The organism is Lentzea nigeriaca (genome assembly GCF_016907955.1).
Taxonomy (GTDB): Bacteria; Actinomycetota; Actinomycetes; order Mycobacteriales; family Pseudonocardiaceae; genus Lentzea; species Lentzea nigeriaca.
The window spans coordinates 1-20,844 of record NZ_JAFBCX010000014.1; the positions used below are offsets into that span (position 1 = coordinate 1).

General features: G+C 68.9%; 20 protein-coding genes. 6 read left to right on the top strand and 14 right to left on the bottom strand.

Annotated features, from left to right (window positions below):
* Positions 1 to 333: 333 nt before the first annotated feature.
* Positions 334 to 984, bottom strand: a complete 651-nt coding sequence (locus JOD27_RS34365; protein ID WP_204766498.1) for a hypothetical protein — start codon at positions 982 to 984, stop codon at positions 334 to 336.
* A gap of 200 nt (positions 985 to 1,184) precedes the next feature.
* Between JOD27_RS34365 and JOD27_RS34370 the strand changes: the two genes are divergently transcribed.
* Positions 1,185 to 2,750 carry a GAF domain-containing sensor histidine kinase gene (locus tag JOD27_RS34370; protein WP_204766649.1) on the top strand — a complete coding sequence of 522 codons (1,566 nt, stop codon included), beginning with the start codon at positions 1,185 to 1,187 and terminating at the stop codon, positions 2,748 to 2,750.
* Positions 2,751 to 2,760: 10 nt separating this feature from the next.
* Here the strand turns inward: JOD27_RS34370 and JOD27_RS34375 are convergent, their stop codons facing one another.
* Positions 2,761 to 3,411, bottom strand: a complete 651-nt coding sequence (locus JOD27_RS34375) for a response regulator transcription factor (RefSeq protein ID WP_204766499.1) — start codon at positions 3,409 to 3,411, stop codon at positions 2,761 to 2,763.
* A 135-nt stretch (positions 3,412 to 3,546) separates the two neighbouring features.
* Positions 3,547 to 4,104, bottom strand: a complete 558-nt coding sequence (locus tag JOD27_RS34380) for a YceI family protein (protein ID WP_204766500.1) — start codon at positions 4,102 to 4,104, stop codon at positions 3,547 to 3,549.
* A 94-nt stretch (positions 4,105 to 4,198) separates the two neighbouring features.
* Here JOD27_RS34380 and JOD27_RS34385 point away from each other — a divergent pair, with 94 nt between their 5' ends.
* Positions 4,199 to 4,732, top strand: a complete 534-nt coding sequence (locus tag JOD27_RS34385; protein WP_204766501.1) for a MarR family winged helix-turn-helix transcriptional regulator — start codon at positions 4,199 to 4,201, stop codon at positions 4,730 to 4,732.
* Here JOD27_RS34385 and JOD27_RS34390 read toward each other — a convergent pair.
* Positions 4,637 to 5,581 (bottom strand): GlxA family transcriptional regulator, encoded by a 945-nt coding sequence (locus JOD27_RS34390; protein ID WP_204766502.1) that lies wholly within the window; start codon positions 5,579 to 5,581, stop codon positions 4,637 to 4,639. The two genes, JOD27_RS34385 and JOD27_RS34390, sit on opposite strands and share 96 nt — an antisense overlap.
* A gap of 71 nt (positions 5,582 to 5,652) precedes the next feature.
* Between JOD27_RS34390 and JOD27_RS34395 the strand changes: the two genes are divergently transcribed.
* Positions 5,653 to 5,802, top strand: coding sequence for a hypothetical protein (locus JOD27_RS34395; protein ID WP_204766503.1), 150 nt, complete (start codon positions 5,653 to 5,655; stop codon positions 5,800 to 5,802).
* On the opposite strand, the gene JOD27_RS34400 is transcribed toward JOD27_RS34395, so the two are convergent.
* Entirely contained in the window at positions 5,795 to 6,919 is a 1,125-nt protein-coding gene (locus JOD27_RS34400; RefSeq protein WP_204766504.1) for a citrate synthase/methylcitrate synthase, read from the bottom strand. The two genes, JOD27_RS34395 and JOD27_RS34400, sit on opposite strands and share 8 nt — an antisense overlap.
* A gap of 42 nt (positions 6,920 to 6,961) precedes the next feature.
* On the opposite strand from JOD27_RS34400, the gene JOD27_RS34405 reads away from it, so the two are divergent.
* Both JOD27_RS34405 and JOD27_RS34410 read left to right on the top strand, forming a co-directional pair.
* Positions 6,962 to 8,083: a citrate synthase gene (locus JOD27_RS34405; protein WP_239570276.1), complete on the top strand. Its 1,122-nt coding sequence runs from the start codon at positions 6,962 to 6,964 to the stop codon at positions 8,081 to 8,083.
* A gap of 189 nt (positions 8,084 to 8,272) precedes the next feature.
* Positions 8,273 to 9,370, top strand: a complete 1,098-nt coding sequence (locus JOD27_RS34410) for an acyltransferase family protein (RefSeq protein ID WP_204766506.1) — start codon at positions 8,273 to 8,275, stop codon at positions 9,368 to 9,370.
* On the opposite strand, the gene JOD27_RS34415 is transcribed toward JOD27_RS34410, so the two are convergent.
* The 9 genes from JOD27_RS34415 to JOD27_RS34455 form a co-directional block, all read right to left on the bottom strand.
* A complete protein-coding gene (locus JOD27_RS34415) occupies positions 9,333 to 11,039 on the bottom strand; it encodes a 1-deoxy-D-xylulose-5-phosphate synthase (protein WP_204766507.1) in 1,707 nt (568 codons plus the stop codon). The two genes, JOD27_RS34410 and JOD27_RS34415, sit on opposite strands and share 38 nt — an antisense overlap.
* Entirely contained in the window at positions 11,029 to 11,970 is a 942-nt protein-coding gene (locus tag JOD27_RS34420; RefSeq protein ID WP_204766508.1) for a 4-hydroxy-3-methylbut-2-enyl diphosphate reductase, read from the bottom strand. The genes JOD27_RS34415 and JOD27_RS34420 overlap by 11 nt, the downstream gene beginning before the upstream one ends.
* Positions 11,971 to 11,980: 10 nt before the next feature.
* Complete coding sequence (locus JOD27_RS34425; RefSeq protein ID WP_204766509.1) at positions 11,981 to 13,015, bottom strand: family 2 encapsulin nanocompartment cargo protein polyprenyl transferase; 1,035 nt, start codon at positions 13,013 to 13,015, stop codon at positions 11,981 to 11,983.
* Positions 13,016 to 13,030: 15 nt separating this feature from the next.
* Positions 13,031 to 14,431, bottom strand: coding sequence for a family 2B encapsulin nanocompartment shell protein (locus JOD27_RS34430; protein WP_372441776.1), 1,401 nt, complete (start codon positions 14,429 to 14,431; stop codon positions 13,031 to 13,033).
* A 21-nt stretch (positions 14,432 to 14,452) separates the two neighbouring features.
* Entirely contained in the window at positions 14,453 to 15,460 is a 1,008-nt protein-coding gene (locus JOD27_RS34435; RefSeq protein ID WP_204766510.1) for a terpene synthase family protein, read from the bottom strand.
* Entirely contained in the window at positions 15,453 to 16,538 is a 1,086-nt protein-coding gene (locus JOD27_RS34440) for a terpene synthase family protein (RefSeq protein ID WP_204766511.1), read from the bottom strand. The genes JOD27_RS34435 and JOD27_RS34440 overlap by 8 nt, the downstream gene beginning before the upstream one ends.
* 9 nt (positions 16,539 to 16,547) lie before the next feature.
* Positions 16,548 to 17,954, bottom strand: a complete 1,407-nt coding sequence (locus JOD27_RS34445; protein WP_204766512.1) for a family 2B encapsulin nanocompartment shell protein — start codon at positions 17,952 to 17,954, stop codon at positions 16,548 to 16,550.
* Positions 17,955 to 18,361: 407 nt separating this feature from the next.
* Positions 18,362 to 18,826, bottom strand: a complete 465-nt coding sequence (locus tag JOD27_RS34450) for a heme-degrading domain-containing protein (protein WP_204766513.1) — start codon at positions 18,824 to 18,826, stop codon at positions 18,362 to 18,364.
* A complete protein-coding gene (locus JOD27_RS34455; protein WP_204766514.1) occupies positions 18,823 to 19,830 on the bottom strand; it encodes a Gfo/Idh/MocA family protein in 1,008 nt (335 codons plus the stop codon). Before JOD27_RS34455 ends, JOD27_RS34450 begins: the two co-directional genes overlap by 4 nt.
* Before the next feature lie 37 nt (positions 19,831 to 19,867).
* Between JOD27_RS34455 and JOD27_RS34460 the strand changes: the two genes are divergently transcribed.
* The gene (locus JOD27_RS34460) at positions 19,868 to 20,842 is read left to right on the top strand and encodes an ROK family transcriptional regulator (RefSeq protein ID WP_307830492.1); all 975 of its coding nucleotides are present in this window, start codon (positions 19,868 to 19,870) and stop codon (positions 20,840 to 20,842) included.
* Positions 20,843 to 20,844: the final 2 nt, after the last annotated feature.

Consider the following 20,844-nt stretch of genomic DNA (forward strand, 5'->3'; position numbering starts at 1 on the left):
TCCTCGCCGTCGCCGGACGCATCATCCACAGCGGACGCCGACATCGACTCCGGCTTCCTCGCGACTGGCCCTACAACCACCTCATCCACACCGCCCACACCGCGCTACAGACCTGACCCAGCACCCCCGACCCCACGACAAGGAACCGGAGAACCGGCGGCCCCAGCGCCGGGAATCACCCCTGCCCAACACAAACGAGCACACCAAACCGACCACCGGCATCTCATCCCGGCGCCAAGTGAAAGATCGAGGCTAGTCCTCCGGGGAGAGGGGAACCGTGCCCGTCCCACGTCGCGAGTCATGACCCCCGCGCGGCGTGGGACGGGCACGGGTTCATCCCGTACCCAGCCGCAGAACCATCTGCGGCACCAGCGTGTTGCCGAGGCACGGGCGCAGGTCCGCGCGCAACGCGGACAGGCCGGCCGGGTCCAGTGCCGGGGTGACGGCGATCCCCATCGTTGCCGCCGTCAACGCCACGCGCTGCATCGCTTGTCCCGCACGGATTTCCGCCGCGGCCCCCTGGTTGAACGTGCACAGCACCACCTCGGCGCCGTCCTTCACGTGCAGCCAGGCGCGTTCCACCTCGGCCGCGCGCGACAGAAGTCCGCGCCAGCAAGCCGCTTCGGGGAACGCCGTCCACGTGCGACGGTTCGTGCGCAACGCGCGCAGCAACGCGAGTACGCCCGGATCGGGCTCCTGGTAGCCGCCGAGCCGCACGGCCGCGGCGGCGTCGTCGGCGCTCGGACCGGGCAGCAGCGTCACCAGCGGACGGATCCCGTGGCCCTGCAACGCAAGCCGCAGGTTGAGCAGGGCGACACCGCAGGCGATCCGGGTGTCCCTGGTGTGCGGGGCGGCGGTGTGCAGCTCTATCTGCTCGGGACGGACCTCGAACCGCACGGCCGGCGCGGAGGCTCTCGCGAGGGTGAGGACGCCGTGAACGTCCTCACCCGCGAGTCCGAGCGAGTCGGGCACGGCGATCGTCATGTTCACACTGTCGGGTCGGGCGCGGGGAACCGTCCACGGCCGAAGGTCCCCACTTCATAGGGCCGTGCGATGGGCGGTCGTCACGGCGCGATGGGCGGTCAGTTCCGTGCGACGGACGAAAATGTGCGAGTCTAGTCTGCGTGTCTGACGCGCTTGGTCGCCGAGGCCTCGACGAGCTGCTCGACGAGGTCCGGGACCGCATGGACGAGATCGTGACCACGCGCGACCACATGCAGGAACTGCTGGGGGCCGTGCTCGCGGTCGCGTCGGGTCTGGAGCTCGATTCGACGTTGCAGCGCATCGTCCAGGCCGCCGTCGACCTCGTCGGCGCCCGCTACGGCGCGCTCGGCGTCCTCGGCACGCGTGACGACCTGGCCGCGTTCGTCTACGTCGGCGTGGACGAGAAGACGCGCGCGGCGATGGGCCACCTGCCGGAGGGCAAGGGCCTGCTCGGACTGCTGATCAAGGACCCCACCCCGCTGCGGCTGCGCGACCTGGCGAAGCACGACATGTCCGTCGGCTTCCCGCCGAACCACCCGCCGATGCACAGCTTCCTGGGCGTGCCCGTACGCGTGCGCGACGAGGTGTTCGGCAACCTCTACATGACCGAGAAGATCGACGCCGCCGAGTTCACCGCGGACGACGAGGCCGTGCTGCAGGCGCTGGCGGCGGCCGCGGGCATCGCGATCGAGAACGCCCGGCTGTTCGAGAAGTCGCGGATGCGCGAGCGGTGGCTCGAGGCCATCGGCGAGGTCAACTCCGAACTGCTGGGCGGCGCGTCCGGCGAGTACGCGCTGCGCCTGATCACCCAGCGCACCGTCGAGCTCGCCAACGCCGACTCGGCGCTCGTCGTGCTCGGCGACGGCCAGCACGAGCCGTTGACGGTGGCGGCGAGCGCGGGCACCAAGATCGACGACTTCAACGCCTCCGACCACGCGGTGGCCGAGGTGATCCGGTCCGGCGTCCCGCTGCTGGTCGACGACCTGGGGTCGGGCTTCGGGCCGGCGCTCGCCGTCCCGCTGCGGTCGGGTCCCGTCGTCACGGGCGCGCTGGTCGTGCTGCGCAGGGGCGGTGAGACGCAGTTCCTGCCCGACCAGGTGCCGGTGCTGGCGTCGTTCGCCGACCAGGCGGCGGTCGCGCTGGAGTTCGCCGAGCAGCAACGCTCGCAGCGCCTGCTCGACGTGCTGGAGGACCGCGACCGCATCGCCCGCGACCTGCACGACCACGTCATCCAGCGACTGTTCGTCACCGGCCTCACGCTGCAGGCGACGATGCGGCGCATCACCGAGCCCGAGATCGCCGCACGCCTGCAGACCGCCGTCGAACAGCTCGACGAGACCGTGCGGGAGATCCGCACGTCCATCTTCGACCTGCACTCGACCGACAACACGTCACTGCGCCGCCGCCTGCTCGACCTCGTGGCGGGCCTGACCGAGTCGACGCACCTGTCGCCGTCCGTGCGGATGTCCGGCACCGTCGACAACTCGGTGCCACCGGAGCTCGCCGAACACGTCGAGGCTGTGGTGCGCGAGGCCGTCACGAACGCCGTCCGGCACGCCGCCGCCACCGAGCTGTCCGTGCTGATCGACGCCGGTGAGGACGTCGTGATCACCGTGCAGGACAACGGGATGGGGATCCCGCCCGACGCGGCGCGCAGCGGCCTGCGCAACCTGGCCCGCCGCGCGGAGAAGTTCGGCGGCACGTTCGCGGTGCGCGGGACCGACGGCGGCGGTGCCTGCGTGGTCTGGCGCGTCCCCCTGAACTGACAGCGCTGAACTAGCGGGGCTTCTCACCGTCCTTGCGGAACTGCGACGCGAACACGGCGGCCTGGGTACGGCGCTGCATGCCGAGCTTCGCGAGCAGGTGCGAGACGTAGTTCTTGACGGTCTTCTCCGCGAGGAACATGCGTTCGGCGATCTGCCGGTTCGTGAGGCCCTCGCCGATGAGGTCGAGGACCGTGCGCTCCTGCTCGCTGAGCATGCGCAGCGGGTCGCCCTCCTCGCGTTCGCGGCGGATGCGGTTCAGCAGGGCCGAGGTCGTGCGGGCGTCGAGCAGCGACTGTCCAGCTGCGACGGTGCGCACGGCGTTGACCAGGTCGGCGCCCAGGATCTGCTTCAGCACGAAGCCGGACGCACCGGCCATGATCGCGTCGAACAGGGCCTCGTCGTCGGCGAAGCTCGTGAGCATCAGGCACTGCAGGCCGGGGATGCGACTACGCAGTTCACGGCACAGCTCGATGCCGTTGCCGTCGGGGAGCCGGATGTCGAGGACCGCCACGTCGGCCTGGGCCGCCGGCACCTTGGCCAGCGCCTCCGTGACCGACGCCGCGTCACCGACCACCTCGAGATCGGACTCCTCGCCGAGCAGGTCCGCGATGCCGCGGCGGACGATCTCGTGGTCGTCGACGAGGAAAACGCGCGTCGCCATTCGGTCACGGTAGCCCAAAGACCCTGACCCGAGGGGACCAACGGCACGCGGCGCGCTACGACGATCGGGCTCACTTTCGCGGAGACGCGAGCGGGGCGCGGCGAAGTCGCCGCGCCCCGTGCCCAGTGGTGTCGTTCAGCCCTGCTTGATGGCCGAGATCTCGAACTCGAGGACGACCTTCTCGCTCACCAGGACGCCGCCGGTCTCCAGCGCGGCGTTCCACGTCACGCCGTAGTCCTTGCGGTTGATGGTGTGCGAGCCCTCGAAGCCCACGCGGGTGTTGCCGAACGGGTCGACGGCCACGCCCTCGAAGGCGAACGGGATGGTGATGCTCTTGGTGACGTCCTTGATGGTGAGGTCACCGGTGATCTCGAAGTTGTCCTCGTCGATCTGCTTCGCGGAGGTCGAGACGAACTTGATCTCCGGGTAGGTCTCGACGTCGAGGAAGTCGTTGGTGGTCAGGTGACCGTCGCGCTGCGCGTTGCGGGTGTCGATGCTCGCGACCTTCAGGGTCACCTCGGCGGTGGTGTTCTCCGGCTTGTCACCGTCGATGTTGATCTTGCCGTCGAACTCGTTGAACGCACCGCGAACCTTGGTGACCATCGCGTGGCGTGCGACGAAACCGATGCGGGAGTGCGAGGCGTCGATGACGTAGGCGCCGGTCAGCTCGGAGAGGTTGGTGGCGGTGGTCATGGTGGTCAGTCCTTCGGTCGGTCGATTTGGTTGAGGTGTCACCTACCCTGCATGAACCTGGATGATGTGTCAACTATTCCCGTATGCTGAACACGTGACACGATGGCTGGAACCTGAGCAGCAGCGGGCGTGGCGGGCCTACGTCCGCATGCAGGGGGAGCTCAACGCGCACTTGAGCAGGCAGATGTCGGTCGACTCGGAGATCTCGATGGCCGACTTCGCCGTGCTGGTGCAGCTCACGGACACGCCGGACGAACGCGTCCGCGTGCTGGAGCTCGCACGGTCCCTGCACTGGGAGAAGAGTCGCATCTCACATCACGTGGCCCGGATGGAGAAGCGCGGTCTGGTGCGCAGGGAGAACTGCCGCAGCGACGGGCGCGGGTCGTTCGTCGTGCTGACCGACCTGGGCCGTTCGGCGATCGAGGCGGCCGCGCCCGCGCACGCCGAGACGGTGCGCGCGCTGGTGTTCGACCAGCTCTCCGACGCCGAGGTCGAGACGTTGCGGGAGATCTCCGAGAAGGTCTTCACCCGCCTAACGACAGGCGAATGTGCGTCGGTAATCGCTCGGTGCGACGCCGACGACCCGATGGAAGTGGTGCCGGAGGAGAGCGGCTGTCCCGAAGCCTGACCTGGCGGCGACGGCGTCGACGTCCAGGTCGGTCTCCTCGAGCAGCCTGCGCGCGTGCAGCACCCGTTGGAGTGAGAGCCACTTGTTCGGGGTGGTGCCGGTCTCCGCGACGAACTTGCGCGCGAACGTCCGTTCGGACATGACGGCGAGCTTCGCCATGGACGCCACGGTGTGGTTGTCTGCGATCGTGTCGAGCACCCGCTCCAGCACCGGTTCGAGGCTGTCGGCGCTGCATTCGGGGATGGGCAGCTCCACGAACTGCCGCTGACCGCCGTCGCGCTGCGGCGCCACGACCATCCTGCGCGCGATCGTGTTGGCGACCTTGGTGCCGAGCTCACGCCGGACGAGGTGCAGGCACGCGTCGATGCCCGCGGCGGTGCCTGCGCTGGTGATGATGTTGCCGTCGTCCACGAACAGCACGTCCGGGTCGAGCTGCGCCTTCGGGAAGCGCTCCCGGAACAGTCGCACCTCACGCCAGTGCGTGGTGCAGCGCCGGTCGTCGAGCAGTCCGGCCGCGCCCAGGATGAACGCCCCGCTGCACACGCTGAGCAGCGTCGCGTCGGTCTCCCGCAGCGCCTTGACCAGCTTCTCCGGGTAGTGGTCGCGGACACGTGCGGCGGGTAGCGCGACGAGGTCGACGCTCTGCAGCGCGTCGAACCCGTGCTCCGGCGTGATCGAGACCCCGCGGATGCTCGTCGTCACCGGCTGGTTCGGGTACTCGCCGCACACGCGGAAGTCGACGAGCGGCACGCCCTCCTCGGTGCGGTCGACGCCGAACACCTCGCAGAGCAGGCCGAACTCGAACGGCGCGACGCCGTCGATCAGGGGAACCGCGACCGATTGCAGCATGGCAGGATTTTAGCTCTCATCGTCAGATCTGCCACTGTTGGCAGGATCTGGCTGGTCGCAAACTTAGTGCCATGACTCTTGCAGTGATCGTCCTAGTCCTCGCAGGCATCTCCGTCTGGCTCGACCGGCACCGCGACCGCAATGCCGGCCTGGCCGGCTCGACCGACGTGACCGACCGCGACCGCATCCGCGTGCGCAACGACCTGCGGTACCTCACTTGAACCGTGTCGGATCAATTTGGGGCTGCGGGCCCGTGTAGCGGGCGACCGGGCGGATGATCTTCGTGTCCTCGGACTGCTCGAGCGCGTTGGCGCACCACCCGATCACCCGGCTGCACGCGAACGTCGGCGTGAACATCTCGCGCGGGATCCCGCACAGCTCCATCACCACGCCGGCGTAGAACTCCACGTTCGCGTACAGCTGCCGGCCGGGCTTGAGCTCGGCCAGCAGTTCGGTGACCCGGCGCTCGACCGTCACGGCGAAGTTCGTCAGCTCGGTGGGGCGTTCGAGCGCGATCTCCTTGAGCAGGCGGGCCCGCGGGTCTTCCGTCTTGTAGACGGCGTGGCCGAACCCCATGATCCGGTCGCCCTGCTCGATGCGCTCCCTGACCCAGGCGTCGATGTTGTCAGGAGAGCCGATGAGGTCGAGCGCCTCCAGCGCCCGGTCCGGTGCGCCGCCGTGCAACGGCCCGGAGAACGTCCCGATCGCCGCCGTCACGGCCGACACGACGTCCGCACCCGCGCTGGCGACGACGCGCGCGGTGAACGTGGACGCGTTGAACCCGTGGTCGATCGTGGCGATCAGGTACTGCTCGACAGCACGGCTCGTCCATGTTGACGGTTCCTGTCCAGTCAACATGTACAACCAGTTCGCCGACGTTGACAAATCAACCCTGGGGCTGACCGGATCAAGTCCGAGCTTGAGCCTGTGCAGCGCCGCGAGGATCGTCGGCGTCATCGCGCTGACCCGGAGCGCGTCCGCCTTCCTGTCGCTCATCGGCGCGTCCCACATCGGCGGCGACGGCAGCATCGACAACGCCGTCCGCAGCCCGGCCAGCGCTGTACAGCCGGAGCGAGCGATCGCGGGCAGCACCTCGCTGATCGTCGCCGGCAGCTGCCGGAGCTCGGCGGTCTGCGCCGCGAACCGGGCGGACTCGTCGGGACCGGGCAGCCGTCCCTCGACGAAGAGGAACCACACGTCCTCGAACGACCGCGTCCTGGCCAGCTCGATCGCGTCGTGCTCGCGGTAGTGGTAGTAGCCCGCGGCACCGTTCACGTCCCCGATCAGGGTCGTGGTGACGACGACGTCCTTAAGCCCTTTGGGTGCATCAATCAACATGTACAACAGGCTCCGTCAACATGTCATGTACAGTCAATGTTGATGGAATCAATGTTGACGACGAATCAAGCTGCCCGTCGCCTGGGCGTCAAACCGGCGACGGTGTACGCCTACGTCAGTCGCGGTCTCCTGACCAGCAAGAAGGTCAACCGCCAGAGCATGTTCGGCGTCGCCGAGGTGGAAGCCCTGGCCCAGCGCACTGGTGCGCGCGGAGCAGTGGCCGCTGTGACCGATCGCATCCGCACGCGCATCTCCCTGCTGGAGGGCGACCGCCTCTACTACCGCGGCCGCTCGGTTCCCCAGCTCTCGAGCACCAAGCGCTTCGAGGACGTTGCCCACTGGCTGTGGACGGAGATCGACACAGTCGGCCTGGAGTTCCCCGAGGGGCAGGAGATCTGGATGGCCCTCCCGGAGAGCGCCACCCTGACCGACCGCATCCGCGTGGCCGTGGCCCTCGCGAGCGCCGGCGACCCGCTCCGCTTCGACCTCGACCGGTCCGTCTCCACGGCCAAGGCCCTGATCGCCGACGTGGTCGAGTCGCTGCCGCTGCTCGGCAAGCCACAGGGCACCGACATCGCCGACCGCCTGTGGGCCCGCCTGTCGCCCCTGCCGCCGGTCCCCGAGGTGCTGAACGCGGCCCTGATCCTGCTGGCCGACCACGACCTGGCCATCTCGACGATGGCCGCCCGCGTGGCCGCCTCCGCCCACGCCCACCCGTACGCGGTGGTGTCGGCAGGCCTGGGCGCCATGGAGGGCCAGCGCCACGGCGCCGCCACGACCATCGCCTACCGCTTCCTGGCACAGGCCGAATCCGACCCGATGGGCGCCGTGGCGGAGCACCTGCGCTCTGGCCAGCCGATCCCGGGGTTCGGCCACCGCGTCTACGAGACGCGCGACCCGCGAGCCGACCACCTGCTGGCGTTGCTGCGCAGCCACGGCGACCTGGTGGCGGACAAGATCATCGCGACGCAGCCGCAGTCGTTTCCGAACATCGACCTGGCGCTCGCGCAGCTGGGGCTGACGTTCAAGATGCCGCCGGACGGGGGCGAGGCGATCTTCTCGATCGCGCGGATCGTGGGGTGGATCGCGCACGCGATGGAGGAGTACCAGGAGCCGGGCCTGCGGTTCCGCGCGCTGGGCGTGTACACGGGCGATCGCCCGTAGCGGACTGCTCCGGCGTCGCTGGCGGGCCACCTGCCCGCACGGTGAGTTCGGGCTGGGCCCGGTTCAGGCTCTGGCCGGCGAGATCGACGACGGCCATCTGCTCGTCGAACAGGGTTTGTCGCAGCCGCAGCCACTTCTCCTGCTGCGGTTCGGTGGCGTTCCGACTTTCGGAAGCGGACCATGGAACGCGTGAGATTGTCCGCTGTGGACAACCTGAAGGTGATCCTCGTGGCGTGGGTCATCGGCGGCCATGCGCTGCTGGGCTACGCCGCCGTCGGTGGCTGGCCCTACGACGAGGTCAACGAGGTCACGTTCCACCCCGGCGTGGAGACCGTGCTGGCGGTGTTGATCGGGCCGTCCGGGTTGTTCTTCATGGGCACGTTCTACTTCATGGCCGGGATCTTCACGCCCGGCTCGATCGAACGCAAAGGGCGTCAGCGGTTCGTCGCGGAGCGGCTGGTGCGGCTGGGCACTCCGTGGGTGGTCAGCGCCGTCGTCATCTGGCCGACGTTCGTGTGGATCGCCTACAACGGGGCCGGGCAGGACGTGAGCTGGTGGGAGGCGTTCACGCACCGGGATCCGTTCCTGGACAGCGGATCGCTGTGGTTCGTGGGCGTGTTGCTGGTGTTCAGCATCGCGATGGCATTTCTGCCGCCCATCAAGGAGCGTGCCATCACCACCGGAACCGTGGTCGGCATGACGGTGCTCGTGGCGGGGACGACTTTCCTGACGCGGCTGGTCTTTCCGGCGCGCAGCGGGCAGGTGGGCGACCTGCACCTGTGGTGGTGGCCGCAGTGTCTCGGCATGTTCCTGCTCGGCGCGATCGGTGGGCGGAAGCTGGCGGAGAGGGTGCCGGACGACATCTACAAGGCGTGTCGCAACGTCGTCATCGCCACGATCGCCGTGTTGCCCTTCGCGGCGGCGTTGCTGGGGGTGCTGGACCTCGCGAAGAACGCCGAGCCGTTCCTCGGGGGCTGGCGGTGGCAGGCGCTGTCGTTGGCGCTCACCGAGGGAATTCTGGTGGTGGCGGGGAGTTTGTGGCTCATCGGGCTCGCGCAGCGCAGGATGACCGGCCAGGGGCCTTTCACCGAGGGGCTGGCGCGGTCCGCGTACGCCGCGTTCATCGTGCAGGGGCCGATTCTGCTCAGCCTCGCGACGGCCGTGCGGCCGCTCGACCTGCCGGCCGAGGTCAAGGCGCCGGTGGTCGGTGGGGGAGCGATCGTCCTGGCGTTCGCGATCGGCTGGGCCGTCACTTCACGCCGAGGCGCTTCAGCACGCTCGTCGTGATGCCCGCCGCGTCGAGGCCGTGGGCGCGCAGGATGCGGGCCCGTGAGTCGTGCGGCAGGAAGCGTGCGGGCAACGCGAAGGTCGCCACGCAGGTGGAACTGCCGGTCAGGGCCTGACCCAGGCGGGAGCCCAGAGCACCTGTCGACGTCGTGTCCTCCACGGCGAGAACCAGGCGGTGCCGGCTGCTGTACTTGACGAGGTGCGGGTCCACGGGAGCGATCCACCGCGGGTCGACCACGTTGACCCGGATGTCGTGCGATTCCAGCTCGACGGCCGCAGCCAGGCACGGACCCGCCAGTGGGCCGACCGCGACCAGCAGCACGTCGGCGTCCGGCACCTCGCGCAGCACGTCGAAGTGGCTCACCCGGCGCAACGCCGGTACGTCGGGGCCGGCCGTGGACTTGGGATAACGCACGACGGTCGGGCCGTCGGACACCGCGACGGCCTCGCGCAGCAACACGGCCAGCGAGGCTGGGTCGCGCGGCGCGGCCAGGCGCAGTCCGGGCACCACGGGAAGGATGGAGGCATCCCACATGCCGTGGTGCGAAGCGCCGTCCGGGCCGGTGACACCAGCTCGGTCCAGCACGAACGTCACGGGTAACCGGTGCAGTGCCACGTCCATCAACAGCTGGTCGAAGGCGCGCGACAGGAACGTCGCGTAGATGGCGACGACCGGGTGCAGGCCGCCCATCGCCATGCCGGCGGCGGACGTCACGGCGTGCTGCTCGGCGATGCCCACGTCGAAGACGCGCGTGGGAAAGCGCTGCGAGAACGGCCGCAACCCCACCGGTTCCAGCATCGCCGCGGTCAGGCAGACGACGTCCGGGCGCTCCGAGCCGATGGCGACGATCCCGTCGGAGAACGCATCGGTCCACGTGCGGTCGCTGGAGGCCCCGGACGCGCCGACCGCGTGCATGCGGTCGGCCTCGTCGGATTCCGCAGGCTCGTAACCCCTGCCCTTCACGGTCTTGCAGTGCACGACGACCGGGCGCCCGAGAGCCTTGGCCTCCCACAGGGCGTTCTCGACGGCGTGCACGTCGTGGCCGTCGACCTCACCGACGTAGGCGAGACCGAGGGCCTCGAACAGACCCCGTGCGGTGCCGGAGAGCAACGAGGCCGCGAAGCCGCCCGCGGTCGGGTCGTAGGAGCGGCCGTTGTCGTTCAGCACCACCACGACCGGCCGGGCGGACCCGCCGATGTTGTTCAACGCCTCCCAGCACATCCCACCGGTCAGGGCGCCGTCGCCGACGATCGCCACGACGCGGCGATCGGCACCGGACAGCTCGAACGCCTTGGCCAGACCGTCCGCATAGGACAGTGCGGTCGAGGCGTGCGAGTTCTCGATGACGTCGTGCGCGGACTCGGCCGCGGACGGGTAGCCGGACAGACCACCGGCCTGGCGTAGCGAGTCGAAGTCGGTGCACCGGCCGGTCAGCATCTTGTGCACGTACGACTGATGACCGGTGTCGAACAGCACGACGTCGACAGGCGAGGAGAACACCCGGTGCACCGCGATCGTCAGCTCGACGACACCCAGGTTCGGGCCGAGGTGCCCGCCGGTCCGGTGCACCCTGGAGATCAGGAACGACCGGATCTCCTCGGCCAGGGGACGCAGTGCCGAGGACGGCAGCGCCCGGACGTCCGCGGGCGAGGTGATGTCAGCCAGCATGGCGCACCGCCGGCGGCAGCGTGAAGGAGATCGTCTCGGTCGCCGTGGTGTACGTGGAGACCGTGATGGAACCCAAGGCCCGCAAGGCGGACACGACCTCGTCCACCAGTTCGGGCGGCGCCGAGGCACCGGCCGACAGGCCGACCGTCGACACCCCGGTGAGCCACGCCGGGTCGATCTCCGACGCGTCGTCGATCAGGTAGGCCGGTGTGCCGCCCCGCGCGGCCAGCTCGACCATCCGCACCGAGTTCGACGAGTTCTTCGAGCCCACCACGAGGACCAGGTCCGACTGCGCCGCGACGTCCCGGATCGCGATCTGCCGGTTCGTCGTCGCGTAACAGATGTCGTCCGACCCCGGCCCGCGCAGCTGGGGGAACTTGCGCCGCAACGCCTCGATCACGTCGGCCGTCTCGTCCACGGCCAGCGTCGTCTGCGTCAGGTACGAGACGGGACCCGTGATGTCGAGGGCCTCGACGTCGGCGACGGTCTCGACGAGCACCATCTGGTCGGGCGCTTCTCCCAGCGTCCCATCGACTTCCTCGTGCCCGGCGTGTCCGATGAGGACGATCGTGTCGCCGCGCTCGGCGAACCTCCTGGCCTCGGCGTGCACCTTCGCCACGAGAGGACAGGTCGCGTCCAGCACCTCCAACGACCTGGACACCGCCTCGGAACGGACAGCGGGAGAGACGCCGTGCGCGGAGAACACGACAGTGGCACCGGCGGGCACCTCGGACAGTTCCTCCACGAACACGGCGCCACGAGCCTCCAGCGACCGCACCACGTGGATGTTGTGCACGATCTGCTTGCGCACGTAGATGGGGCCGCCGCGCTGGTCGAGCAGCCGTTCCACGATCTCGATGGCGCGCTCCACCCCGGCGCAGAACGACCGGGGTGAGGCGAGCAGCACCGAACGCGGCGGGTGTTCCGTCATCAGGTGCCTTTCAGTGGTCTCGATGGGTCACCAGCTGGGCGAGCGTGCCGAGCTCCACCGCCGCACGTGCCGTCGGCGAGGCCTCGCCGAGGTGGACCAGTGCCCGTGTGTGCAGTTCGTCGGCCTGTTCCTGGCTCCACGCCCGCCCACCGGCCGCGTCGACCAGCGAAGCCGCCCGCGCGAGCGTCTCGCCGTTCATCTCGTGGGCGCCGAAGTACAGCGAGGCGAGCTCGGCGGAGGCTGGGACTCCCGCGGTGAGCGCGTGCACGACCGGCAGGGACTTCTTGCGGTTGGCCAGATCCGAGTGGGCGGCCTTGCCGGTCACCAACGGATCACCCCAGATGCCGAGCAGATCGTCCACGTGCTGGAACGCCAGACCCAGCTCGGCACCGTAGCCGCGCATCGCTTCTACCTGCTCGTCGGTGCCGCCGCCGTACAACGCGCCCAGCGCGGCGGAAGCACCCAGCAGCGCGCCGGTCTTGCCGCGCGCCATCTGCTCCACCTCGGACACCTTCACGTCCGACCGCGTCTCGAAGTCGAGATCGAACGCCTGCCCGTCGAGCAACGCCACCACGGCGTCAGCCAGCGTACGGATCGCCTCCAGCGCGCGTGGATGTCCTGATCCGGCCAGGACGTCCACGGCCAACGCCTGCAGCGCGTCGCCGGCCAGGATCGCCGGGCTGACGCCGAACACCGTCCACGCCGTGGCACGGTGTCGCCGGGTCGTGTCGCCGTCCATCACGTCGTCGTGCAGCAACGAGAAGTTGTGGATGAGCTCCACCGCGACCGCCGCAGGGACAGCCGCGGAGGGGGTGCCGCCGACGGCCTCGGCCGCCAGCAGCACCAACGCCGGCCGGATGGCCTTGCCGCCGTTCTCCAGCACCGGGTTGCCGTACTCGTCGCGCCAACCGTGGTGGTACTCGGCGACCGTACGCATCGACAGGGGCAGCTGTTCGACGGCCTTGCGCAGAGCAGGGAGCACCAGGCCCCGGCTCCACGCGAGCACCTCGGCCGCCGGTCTGCCCGCGGCAAGAGGTTCAGTCATCTCCGCGGTCATGGCTTAGAGACCGATCTCCACGTTCTCCAGCACGCCCAGCGCGTCCGGTACCAGCACCGCCGCCGAGTAGTACGTCGACACCAGGTACTTGAGCATCGCGTGCTCGTCGATGCCCATGAACCGCACGTTCAGGCCGGGCTCGTACTCGTCCGGGATGCCGGTCTGGCGCAGGCCGACGACACCCTGCTTCTCCTCGCCCAGGCGCATCGCGAGGATCGACGTGGTGCCGTTCTTGTTGACCGGGATCTTGTCGCACGGCGCGATCGGGACGCCGCGCCACGACTGCAGCGGCTTGCCCTCGACCTCGACCGTCGGCGCGTACAGGCCGCGTGAGTTCAGCTGCCGGCCGAACGCCGCGATCGCCCTGGGGTGCGCCAGGATGAGCTTCGTGTTGCGGCGCCGCGAGATCAGCTCGTCCATGTCGTCCGGCGTCACCGGGCCCGACCTGGTGCTGACCCGCTGCTTGAGGTCGGCGTTGGCGATGAGGCCGAACTCCTTGTTGTTGACGAGCTCGAACTCCTGGCGTTCGCGCAGGGCCTCTATTGTGAGCCGCAACTGGTGTTCAACCTGGTCCATCGGCTGGCTGTAGAGGTCGGCCACGCGTGTGTGGACGCGCAGGATCGTCTGCGCCACCGAGAGTTCGTACTCGCGCGGCCGCAGCTCGTAGTCGACGAACGTGCCGGGCAGCACCGGTTCGCCGTCGTGGCCGGACGCGAGGTGGATCTCCGCCTCGCCGTGCTTGTTCGACGCGGCCGTCGGGTTCGCCAGCTGCTGCGCGATGTGCTCGCGCAGCAGCTCGATCTGCCCGTTGAGCTGCGCGAAGGCCGCCCGCGACAGCACGACGGCCGTCGTCGGGGTCAACGCGCGCGCGGTGAAGCTCCAGTTCTTCTCGGCACCGGACAGGACCGGCTCGTCGCCGATGTACTCGCCGTCCGCGATCGTTCCGAGCGCCACCTCGCCGCCGTACTCGCCGAGGCCGGTCTTGGTGACCTTGCCGTGCGCGATGACGACGATCTGGTCGACGGACTCGCCGCGTTCCGCGATCACCTCGCCCGGCTCGTACTCGCGCTGCTCGAAGCGGTTCGCGACGGCGGTCAGCGCCTCCTCGTCCTCGAACCCGCGCAGCAGCACGAACTCGCACAGCTCCTGCGGCACGACGCGCACCTCGGAACCGACGCTCGTGAACGTGACACGGCCGTCACCGACCGCGTAGCTCAGGCGCCGGTTGACCCGGAACGCGCCACCCTTGGCCTCGACCCAGGGCAACAGTCGCAGCAGCCAGCGGGGCGAGATGCCCTGCATCTGCGGCGCGGACTTGGTGGTCGTCGAGAGGTTGCGGGCTGCGGCGGTGGAAAGGCTCAGCTGCTGCTCGTCCACCCCGGGACCCGGATCGGTAACAGTCACTGTGAATCACGCCAATCTGCTTCAGCGGACCAGGACTGCGGCAGTGCCGAGTCCTGAGGGGGAGTGGAGCGACTTGCGGGTGGGGGTTGGGGAGAAGCTGAACCTGCCGGATCGCTGCGTCCAGAGCAGTTCTCCGGCGAGCCACGACTTCAGCGCTTCGACGTACCGGTGCAGCCCGGCACGCGCCGCCTCGTCGAGGTCGTACTCGGCGGCGATGGACGGCAGCTCGCCGATGATCGAGACGATCTGCCGCAGTCGTGCCGCGATCAGGTCGGCGACGACCGACACCGCCTGCGGAAGCTCGCAGCCGAAGAACCGCTGAACGGCGAGCACCGCGCTGGTGGTACTGATACCGGTGGCGTAGGTGCGGTCGAAGCCGACGATCTCCTGGCGCAACGCGGGCACGTCACCGAACGAGTCGACGAGCGCCCGCATCGTGCTGTTGCGCAACAACTCCGCGGGCAGGTCGGCATCTACCGACTTGCGCACCAGCTTCGCGGACAGTTCTGTGGCGATCGACCGGCGCCGCATCTCCACGAGGTCGATCGGATCGGGCACCCGGCCCTGGGCGGTGTTGTGCAGCTCCCACAACAACGCGTCCAGGTACTCGCCGAGGTGTTCGACGTCATCCGAATCCACAGTGGACCGTGAGACCAGCTCGGCCAGGCCTTTCTCGGCGGGGTTCGGCGACGGGGCCGACCCGGCGGCCACCGACTTGAGCCGGGCGACGAAAGCCTTGCCGCCGCCGACGTCGCGCGTGCGCAGGAAGCCCTCGCGGAACGCGTCGCTCACGTAGAAACCCCACGTGTGCCAGTCGCTGATGTGCTTCAGGTCGTCCAGCGACGCCGTCGGATGGGTCAGCGACGCGAAGCCGCCGTAGTCTGCCGCGTCGTAGAACGCCTCGGTCCAGGGCGCGCCGTTCAGCATGCCCATGTCCCGCACCCACGTCTTGGTGTGCTGACGAATCCGGTCGACGTGCGGGGAGAGCCGCGCGGCGAACGGCATGTCGAACGCTGGAATCTCAGTCACGGGCCACTCCAAGCCACGCGCCGAACGTGCCCAGCCCGGTGGGCCCGCGCAGGATCGTGCGGAAGAACGCGGAGTTGCCCGCGCCACCGTCCACTTTGGTGTAGCGACCGGCGTGCAGGTGCCACTCGTGCCCGCCGGACTGCCAGTCCTGCAGCCCCTTCACGTACTTGAGCACCCGCGCCTGCTCCAGCGGGCCGACACCGCGCTCGGCGAACAACACCGGCAGCTCGGTGAAGACCGTGTTCTCGAACTGGTGCAACCGAGACGTCAGCAGGGTGTTCACGGCTTCGACCGCGGTCTGCGTGTCGTGGCCGAAGAACTTCTCGAACACGAGAACCCCGTTGGAGTTCTCGCCCTCGCGCTGGACCTCCCGCTCGTACGAGAAGATGTCGTTGCGCAGGTGGATGGCATCGGAGAACGTGTCGGAGAGCACCCGCAGCGGCCGGGCGCCCGCGATCGACGCGGGCACCTCCGCCGCTTCCGAGACCTCCACCAGGTTCGCCGACCACGGCGCACCACCGACCTTGCGGCGCATCTCGATGTACTCGATGGGGTTGGCGACGGTGCCCGACGCCATGTTCTTGATTTCCCACATGCACTCGAGCAGCAGGTTGTGGGTGCTCGTGGTGAACCGGCGCCGCCAGTCCTCCGACATCAGCGGAATCGTCCGCCGCCAGAGGTCGACGAGCCCGCGTTCGGTCGGGTTCCGCGGCTCCGGCGTCGGGTCCGTGCCGTTGACCGGCATGAACGCGGGCAACCGGTCGAGGTACGCCTTCGCACCTGTCACGTCCGTGTTCTGCTTGAACTGCGCGAAGAACTCGTCGTCGAAGTAGAAGACCCAGACGTACCAGTCCGTGATGAGGTCGAGGATCTCCGCGGGCGCGTCCGGGTGGGTCCACGCGCACATGAACCCGTAGTCGTCGCCCGCGAGGATCTCGGGAGTCCACACCCCGGTGTCGAGCATCCCCATGTCCCGCGCCCACTGTGTCGAGTGGACGCGGGCGCGCTCGAGGTTCGGGTTCATCCGCGCCGGGTGCGGCACGTAGAACTCCGGCATGGTGAAAGGTGCGGTGGCCATCCTTTCCGGCTAGCCTTCGCGGCCCAGCTCGACGTGCTCCAGCACACCGATCGCGTCCGGCACCATGATGGCGGCCGAGTAGTAGGCGCTGACCAGGTAGTTGATGATCGCCTGGTCGTTGATCCCCATGAACCGCACCGACAGGCCCGGCTGGTACTCGTCCGGGATGCCGGTCTGGTGCAGGCCGATGACGCCCTGGTCCTGCTCGCCGACGCGGATCAGCATGACCGACGACGTACGGGTGTCCGAGACTGGGATCTTGTTGCACGGCAGCACCGGGATGCCCCGCCACGCCGGCACGGACTGCCCGTTGAAGTCGATGTGCTGCGGGTAGATGCCGCGCTTGTTGCACTCGCGGCCGAACGCCGCGATCGTGCGCGGGTGGGCGAGGAAGTAGCCGGGGTCCTTCCACACCACCGAGAGCAGCTCGTCGAAGTCGTCCGGGGTGGGCGGGCCGGACCGGGTGTGGATGCGCTGCTTGAGGTCCGCGTTGTGCAGCAGGCCGAACGACCGGTTGTTGACGATCTCGTGCTCCTGGCGCTCGCGCAGGGCCTCGATCGTGAGCCGCAACTGCTGCTCGACCTGGTCCATCGGGTTGTTGTAGAGGTCCGCGACACGCGTGTGGACCTGCAGCACGGTCTGCGCGACGCTCAGCTCGTACTCGCGCGGCGAGAGCTCGTAGTCGACGAACGTGCCGGGCAGCACGGGCTCGCCGTCGTGGCCGGCCGCCAGACCGATCTCGGCCTCGCCGAAGTCGTTCTGCGGCCTGTTGCGGCTGTTGTAGGCCTGCTGGATGTGCGCGCGCAGGCCGCCGGCCTCGCCGTTGAGGGCCTGGAAGTCCTCCCAGGACAGCGTGAGGACGGTGACCGGGGTGACGGCCTTGGCCGAGTACTCCCACTCGCCCTGCGGCCCGGCCAGCACGGTCTCGCCGAAGTACTCGCCGTCGGCGAGGTTGCCGAGCACGGTCTCGCCGCCGTACTCACCGGTGCCGATCTTGTCGACCTTGCCGTGCGCGATCAGCACGACGGTGTCCTGCGGACGGCCCTTCTCGACGATGAGCTCGCCGATGCCGAACTCCCGCTGCTGGAAGCGCCCGGCCAGCGCGGCGAGGACGTCGTCGTCGTCAAAACCCTTCAGCAGCGACAGCTCGGTGAGCTCCTGGGGCACGACGCGGATGTCCGCGCCGATGTTGGTGAACGAAACGCGTCCGTCGCCCAACGTGTAGGTGAGACGGCGGTTGACGCGGTAGGCACCACCCGCGGCCTGCACCCAGGGCAGCACCTTGAGCAGCCAGCGGGAAGTGATTCCCTGCATCTGCGGCACGGACTTGGTGGTCGTGGCCAGATTACGTGCGGCGGCCGTGCCCAAACTCAGCTGCTGACGGCCCTCATTGAGGTCAGAATCCGTCACAGTCACAACCCACACCCACCAATCTCAATGCGTGCTAATGGACCAATCCGATAAGCCGGAATGGACGTTAGTTCTCGCGATTGAGGACTGTGAAGCGGCCAAAAAGGCGACATTCGGGTGGGTGCCTTACGCCTGCGGAAGCTACGGAGCGTACAACTCCTGCCGTATGCAACCACCTTCGTATTGGCAGGCGGGTGAGCGCATCATATTCGTATCAGTGTGGAATGGCCCACTCGTTTGGCCCAGTAGGATCACTCTTTTGTGGGCATTAGTGGGCCTTGTTCGGATGCTATACATCGCCACTCCGAGTGGATCTGAATCCACTCGAAGCGGTGTGTTTCAGTACCGCGCCACGCGTCTTGCCGCAGGGTGGAGCGAAAGTCCCGATTTTGTACCAAGGACTATTCGTGCTATTACGCGTCGCGGGAGTTCAGGAATGATTCCAGCTGAGTGACGACGAACGCGTGGTCCTCGGCCTGCGGCAGTCCGGAGACACCGACCGTGCCGACCGGCCCGGTACCGCGGACGATGATCGGGAAGACGCCACCGTGCGCCGCGTACAGGTCCGGGTCCAGGCGCGACTCCGCCTCGAACGTCGTGCCCTTCTCGCGGAACGTCTCGCCGACGTAGAACGAGCTGTGTCCGAACACCTCGACCACGCGGGCCTTGCGCTCCAGCCACCTGTCGTTGTTCGGCGCGGTGCCGGGCAGCGAGGCGTGGAAGAGCCTGTGTCCGTTGCGCTGCACCGAGATCGCGATCGGCAGGCCCTGCTCGCGGGCCGCGTCCAGCAGGTGCAGGCCGAGCTCGATCGCGACGTCGTTGCCGAAGCGCGTGAACTGCAGGCGCCGCTCCTGGGCGAGGAGTTCCTCCGAGCTCACAGGGTCACCACCCGGTTCTCGCGCGCGGACGTGAAAGCGGCCTCGATGACCTCGAGCGCGTGCACGCTGCCGTCGGGGTCGACGGGGATCCGGCCGGCCTGCAGCTCGGCGTAGAAGTGCTCGTAGGCGCCGAGCTCGACGGGCACCTCGATCGTCTCGCCGAGGACGCCGAGCTGGCCGCTGCGGGTCTCGTAACCCCAGTTGGGGTCGGTCGGACGGCGGCCCGCGTCGAGCGCGTCCTCCTGCTCGTCCATGCCGTGGATCACGAACGCGCCCTTGCTGCCCAGCACGCGGAACCGCGGTCCGTGGTGGGCGGCGTGCGCGCTGGCCCACAGGTGGGAGCGGACACCGTTGTCGTGCGTCAGCGCCACGAACACGTCGTCGTCCACCTGCACGCCGGGCCTGCGCAGGTCCAGCTCGGCATAGACGTTCGAGACCGGGCCGAAGAGCTGCAACGCCTGGTCGACGAGGTGCGCGCCGAGGTCGTACAGCAGGCCGCCGGCCTCCTCGGGGTCGCCGAACTCGCGCCAGTTGTCCCAGATCTCGGGCACCCAGCGCTCGTACCGAGACTCGAACCGCCGAACCTCGCCCAGGTGGCCGATGATCTTGCGGACGGTGAGGAAGTCGCTGTCCCAGCGGCGGTTCTGGAAGACCGTGAGCGGCACGTTCGCAGCCCGTGCCGCGGCCACGAGGCCCTTCGCCTCGGCGCTGGTGGGCGCGAACGGCTTGTCGACGACGACCGCGACACCCTTGTCGATCGCCCGGCGCGCGTACTCGACGTGCGTGCGGTTCGGCGTGCCGACGACGATCAGGTCGAGGTCCAGGTCGAACAGCTCGTCGGCCGTGACGATCTTCGCGTCCGGGTGCGCGGCACGGGCCTGTGCCTGCCGTTCCGGGTTCGCCGTGACGATCGCGACGAGGTCCATGCCGTCGGTCGAGGAGATGAGCGGGGCGTGGAAGACCCGTCCCGCGATGCCATAGCCCAGCAGTCCGACTCGTGTCATGTCCACGATTAAAGCAACGCTGTTGCATAATCGCCATGTGGACCTCACCTCGCTGCGTTCGCACAACGACCGGACGGTGCTCCGTCTCGTCCGCTCAGGGGCTCTGAGCAGGGCTTCCATCGCCGCCGAAGCCGGGCTGACCCCGCAGGCGGTGTCGAAGATCGTGGCGCGGCTCATCTCGGCAGGGCTGCTGGAGGAGACCGGCGCAGTCCGCGACGGCGGTCGTGGCAAGCCGCGCATGTCGCTCCAGCTGGCCGCGGACGGCGCCTGCGCGTACGGGGCGTACGTCGACCGGGACGAGCTACGGGTGGTGCGGCTCGACCTGACCGGTGAGGTGGTGTCGGCGTCGGTCGTGCCGCTGGCACCGATGTTCACGCCGTCCGACGTCCTGGACGCTCTGGCCGCGTTGGTCGAACCGGGGGAGAAGGTGCTCGGGGTCGGCATCGGGATCGCCGGTCCGCTGGACTTCCGCGACGGCGTGGTGTCACCCAACGGCCTGCCGGGGTGGTCGGCCGTTCCGCTGAAGGCGCTCGCCGAGGAACGGCTCGGGCTGCCGGTCGTGGTGGACAAGGACACCAACGTCGCCGTCCTCGCCGAGGCGTGGCGGGAGTCGTTGGAGGACGCGGCGCTGGTGTTCGTCGGCACCGGTCTGGGCGTCGGGTTGCTGCTGGGCGGGGAGGTGCACCGGGGCGCGCGGTCGGGCGCGGGCGAGTTCGGCCACACGACCATCCAGCTCGACGGGCCGTTGTGCGTGTGCGGGCGGCGCGGATGCGTCGAGGCGGTCCACGCCGCCGCGCACGGCGAGGAGGCCGCTCGGGTGCTCGCCACCGGCGTGCAGAACCTGGTGCAGTTGCTGGACCTGGACCAGATCGTCCTGAGTGGACGGAAGGTGCTCGAGTCGCCTGACCTGTACCTGCGTGCCATGCCCGACGTGCAGGTGAGCATCACGTCGTACGGCGCAGATCTGGTGCCGGTGGGCGCGGGGTTGCTGGTCCTGGGCGAGTTGTTCTAGCG